General features: G+C 61.5%; 5 protein-coding genes. 3 read left to right on the top strand and 2 right to left on the bottom strand.

Annotated features, from left to right (window positions below):
• The 3 genes from VZP09_RS08370 to VZP09_RS08360 all read left to right on the top strand — a co-directional run.
• Positions 1-500 (top strand): FimD/PapC C-terminal domain-containing protein (locus tag VZP09_RS08370; protein WP_328795041.1); only part of this gene is annotated, 500 nt, incomplete at its 5' end.
• Positions 488-1492, top strand: a complete 1005-nt coding sequence (locus tag VZP09_RS08365; protein WP_087830460.1) for a fimbrial protein — start codon at positions 488-490, stop codon at positions 1490-1492. The genes VZP09_RS08370 and VZP09_RS08365, both read left to right, overlap by 13 nt.
• A 141-nt stretch (positions 1493-1633) precedes the next feature.
• Positions 1634-2926 carry a glycoside hydrolase family 10 protein gene (locus tag VZP09_RS08360; RefSeq protein WP_002904794.1) on the top strand — a complete coding sequence of 431 codons (1293 nt, stop codon included), beginning with the start codon at positions 1634-1636 and terminating at the stop codon, positions 2924-2926.
• A gap of 16 nt (positions 2927-2942) precedes the next feature.
• Here the strand turns inward: VZP09_RS08360 and VZP09_RS08355 are convergent, their stop codons facing one another.
• Complete coding sequence (locus tag VZP09_RS08355) at positions 2943-4265, bottom strand: type II toxin-antitoxin system HipA family toxin (RefSeq protein WP_023316847.1); 1323 nt, start codon at positions 4263-4265, stop codon at positions 2943-2945.
• Positions 4265-4531 carry a type II toxin-antitoxin system antitoxin HipB gene (gene hipB / locus VZP09_RS08350; RefSeq protein ID WP_002904790.1) on the bottom strand — a complete coding sequence of 89 codons (267 nt, stop codon included), beginning with the start codon at positions 4529-4531 and terminating at the stop codon, positions 4265-4267. Before hipB ends, VZP09_RS08355 begins: the two co-directional genes overlap by 1 nt.
• Between the last annotated feature and the right edge of the window lie 259 nt (positions 4532-4790).

The following is a 4790-nucleotide window of genomic DNA, read 5'->3' as shown; positions in this document are numbered from 1 at the left end:
ATGGCGCTGTCGTCCTGATTGACGCCGGTGGCGCCGGGGGTGTGACCCTCGCCAACCAGAAAACCATCGCCACCAATGGTGACGGGTACGCCGTGCTGCCCTTCGCCACCGCCTATCACCGCAACGACGTCTCTCTCGACAGCCATTCGCTGCCGGAGAATGTGGATCTGGCCAACAGCACCGTGACGCTGGTCCCTACCAAAGACGCGGTGGTTCTGGCGCGCTTTCACACCCACGTTGGCTATAAGGCGCTGTTTACGCTGCAGTCGCGGGGACAACCGCTGCCCTTTGGCAGCGAAGTACGCGCCAAAGACACCAACAGCATCGTTGCCAGCGAGGGTCAGGTGTACCTGGCCGGCCTGGCGCCAAAAGGCACCCTTTATGCGCAATGGGGGCCGGGCCCTCAGCAGCGCTGTAGCGCCCGCTACGATCTCACCCCGACGCTGGCGCAGACCCCCCATCCACTCATTTTACAGCAGACGTTATCATGTCCTTTTTAACTCTCCTGCGTCGGGTCGCCATGACGCTGTTATTTATTCTGTTACCGGCCGCCAGCGGATGGGCCTGTACGCCAGTGTTTGTCCGCGGCCAGGCCTCCACCCTTCGGCTGAACGTGGGGCAGCTCACGGTTCCGGCTGACGCCAGACCCGGCACCCCGCTGTATCATAAAAGTTTCGCCTGGAACCGCCTTAGCGACGGCGGCGAACAGTGGATCCGCTGCGCGGACGATCCGCACGGGCTGTCACCGCTGCTGCTGGACAGTCTGCTGTCCGGGGGAGTGACGCGACCGACGGTTTATCAAACTAACCTCGCCGGCATTGGCGTTCGCGTATCGCTGCGCGCTATCGGCGGCTATGGCGGCTTTCCTGACCGGCCGACGCCCTCGCCGTTTAGCCAACGGGTGGACAATCCCGCCGCCTTGCCCGATGCGGTGTGGAAACTGGGCTATTTCCGCCTGACGATTGAGCTCATTAAAACCGGTCCCGCGGCGACGCCGGGCGAGCTTGAGTATCACAGCGAGCGCTTTTTAATGGCGGAGCATACCCCGCTGGCCGCGTTAGACTTAACCGGCAGGATCAGCACCGCGGGATGTTCAGTGAATGACGCCACGCCAGCCCTGATCAAGCTCCCTGCGGCGATGCTTGACCACTTCGGCGGCGTCGGCAAAACCACCGGCGACACCCCTTTCGCGCTGCAGCTGGATTGCAACAGCGCGGTCACGGTTTCTCTGCGAGTTGACGGCGCGGAGCCCCTCTCCGCCCGGGGGCATGGCGTTCTGCGCAATGACGCCACCGACGATCGGGCGCAGGGTATTGGCGTGCAGTTGCTTTACCATCATCAGCCGGTCGTACTGAATCATGAGATGACGCTGGGCAGCGCGAGCGCGGGCCGGTTTACCCTGCCGCTCACTGCCCGCTACTACCAGACACGTTCCCGGATCACCGCCGGTCAGGTGTCGGCCGTCGCGACCTATACCTTGCATTATGACTAGGCGATGGCGAACCGACGGATGAAGCGGATGAAGGAATTGCTCTGACCGGCGAATCGTAAGAGAATAGCGCCTACACGCGACGATCTGAGTACACGGGAGTTCATCATCAGCCATTCTCGTCGATTCCCCTTAGCCAGCAAAGTGGCGCTGGCAGGCGCGGCGCTCATCGCCGCTGGCATGCTGTTCAGCTGCACCAGTAAAGCCCCTAAATCCCTTGTCACGCCGCCGAACGCTGCCGCCGTCAAAGCCGGGCAGGCGCACCGGGAGCCGGTGCGCGGCGTGTGGCTCACCACCGTTTCGCGCCTTGACTGGCCGCCGGTCGGGTCGATTATCGCCAGCACGCCGGAGAGCCGCATCACGCAGCAGAAGCTGGCGCTGATCGCTAAACTCGATAACCTGCAGCGCCTGGGGATCAACACCGTCTTTTTCCAGGTGAAACCGGACGGTACGGCGCTCTGGCGGTCGGATATTCTGCCGTGGTCCGATATGCTGACCGGCAAAATCGGCGAATACCCTGGCTACGATCCGCTGCAGTTTATGCTGGATGAAGCGCACAAGCGCGGCATGAAGGTTCACGCGTGGTTTAACCCCTACCGCGTCTCGGTCAACACCAAACCGTCGACGATTGCCGAGCTGAACAACACCCTCACCCAGGTACCGGCCAGCGTGTTCGTCCTGCACCGTAACTGGATCCGCACCGCCAGCGATCGCTTTGTTCTCGACCCGGGCATTCCCGAAGCGCGTGACTGGATCACCAGCATCGTCGCTGAAGTGGTGCAGAACTACCCGATTGACGGCGTGCAGTTCGATGACTATTTCTATACCGAAACCGCCTCTTCCCCGCTTAACGACAACGAGACTTTCCGCCGTTACGGGCAGGGCTATGCCTCGAAGGGCGACTGGCGGCGGCATAACACCCAGCAGCTCATAGCCCAGGTTTCCACCACCATCAAAAAGCTCAATCCGAACGTCGAGTTTGGCGTGAGCCCGGCCGGGGTGTGGCGCAACCGCTCCCACGATCCGGCGGGGTCCGATACCCGGGGCGCGGCCGCCTATGATGAATCCTATGCCGATACCCGCAGCTGGGTGCAGCAGGGACTGCTCGACTACATCGCGCCGCAGATCTACTGGCCGTTTGCCCGCGATGCCGCGCGCTATGATGTGCTGGCCAACTGGTGGGCCGAGGTGGTTAAACCGACCCATACCCGGCTGTATATCGGCGTGGCGCTGTACAAGGTGGGTGAACCGTCCAAAAACGAGCCTGACTGGACGGTGGACGGCGGCGTGCCGGAGCTGAAAAAGCAGCTCGATCTCAATGAGACTCTGCCGCAGATCCAGGGCACCATCCTGTTCCGCGAAAACAACCTCAATCAGCCGCAAACCCGGCAGGCGGTTAACTATTTGCGCAGCCGCTGGGGGCAGCCGCAGAGCTAGCCGCCAGCCGGCTCTGCTATAGCGCCTGCAGCCCTTGCTGCAGGCGGGCGTGCAGCTTCAGCATGTTCTCTGTAATGGCCTGCCAGACGTGGCTGGAAAAGTCCGCCGGCAGCGTCCGGCGAGCGCTTTCGATTGCCTGCGGCACATGCCCGGCAAACTCCTGGAGGATCGCCAGCATCTGCTCCCGGGGAAAGTTCACCGCTTTGGCCGTCGCCAGAAAATGACGCGGATAGATGGCGTTAATCTCTGTTTTACGCCCTTTTGTGGCATTGAGCCCCATCGACAGCTTCAGATCGCGCAGATGCAGTCCCGTGCCGCCCAGCACCGGAAACGCCGAAATAATGTCGTAGAACGGTGTTAAGCGGTAGCTGCCGCCGGGCAACAGGTAAATTGAGAAGTTTTTTGCGTGACCGTCCGTCGCCCCCGTCAGCCACTGGAAGACCATGAACTTCATAAAGTCATAGCGATCTTTCAGCGCTTCACTCGAGCCCAGCAGAAAGGTCATGATCGCGGCGATACCCGGCCCGCCGTCAGACTCATATTTCATCGCTGAAGGAAGACCAAAAGCCTGACACAGATCCTCCTGCGGCAGACGCAGCAGCACCCGTCCCTCCTGCGCCCAGCGCCGGTCGAAGCGGGTTACCGCCAGGGCGCGGATCCGCGGGGTGGCGATGATCTCCGCTTCCGGCACCGCCAGGCCCAGTTCTCTGGCCAGCGCCAGGCACAGATACTCATTATCCACGCTTTCACGCAGATCCAGCGTCGCATTGGGCTGCTTTATCTCGCCGATGGGCAGCTTAATGATATGCGTGGTCGGCGTGGCGCCCTGCGGAATACACCACTGCTCGCCCATCCGCAGCAGCGCCGTTTTCTCCTGGGCGCCGGCCACCGAGATACGGAAATCGTCCTGGCTGGTAATCATCCCGAGGGGGATATCCGACTGGTAAGCGGTCAGCAAAGCGGTGAGCTGCGCCTCGTCCAGCGTCTGCCAGCGTAATCCTTCCAGGTGCGCCTCTTCCCCCGGCGGCAGGAGGGTCACCGCCCCTACGCTATCCCGCCCGACTTCGGCCAGCAGATCGAACGGCTGCTTCGAGCGCGCCTGATAGCGCCTGACGATCCGGTCGCGGACCTGCGGGCTGTCGGGCAGCAGGTTATCAAAATAGTGATACACCGCGTCGGCAGTGATATTGCCATACTGCAGCGGCAGTGAGAGGGAGAGCGGTCTGGCGCGCGGGCTGCGCAGCCACTCTTCGTCATAGCGAAAACTGTGCGCCCCGTTAGCCTGGCGGGTTAAGGTTCCCACGCGCACATTGTTCATCCAGGTGGTAAGCGTCGCCATTACCAGTCAAGGTCCGTGTTGTTATCGGGAGCCGGCGCCGTCTCAGCAGCTTTGGCGTTCAGCGTCATCACCACCCCCAGCGACTGGAGGATCTTAAACAGCGTGGTTAAGGTGGTTTTGTCGGGGTGATTTTCAAAATTGGACAGCGTGGCCTGCTTAATGCCGATCCGCCTGGCCAGCGCATCCTGGGTCCAGTGGTTCTGCTGGCGCAGCAGCTTCAGGTAATTGGCCAGCTGCACGGGACTGTATATCTGCGGGGAATTCATCGCCTTGTTCCTCACCATCATTTATCCCCCTGTCGGGATAAAATTGGTTTTATACCCTATAGGGGATAATGTCAAGGATATCCCCTGGTGGGGATAGGAGAATAATTATCCTTGTGTGGGGATAAAACAGGAAGGATGATCGCCGGAGCCACCTGTACATGCCCGGTGGCGGCTGCGCCTTACCGGGCCTACGGGCTGTCTCTACCCGCTCCGTAACGATCCAGGCCGGGCAAGCGCAGCGCCGCCCGGCAGCGGTCAG

Source organism: Klebsiella sp. EMBS2024 (assembly GCF_036233805.1).
Lineage (GTDB): Bacteria > Pseudomonadota > Gammaproteobacteria > Enterobacterales > Enterobacteriaceae > Klebsiella > Klebsiella pneumoniae.
The sequence above is the reverse complement of the archived record's forward strand: the minus strand, read 5'-3'. Positions and strand labels throughout refer to the sequence as shown.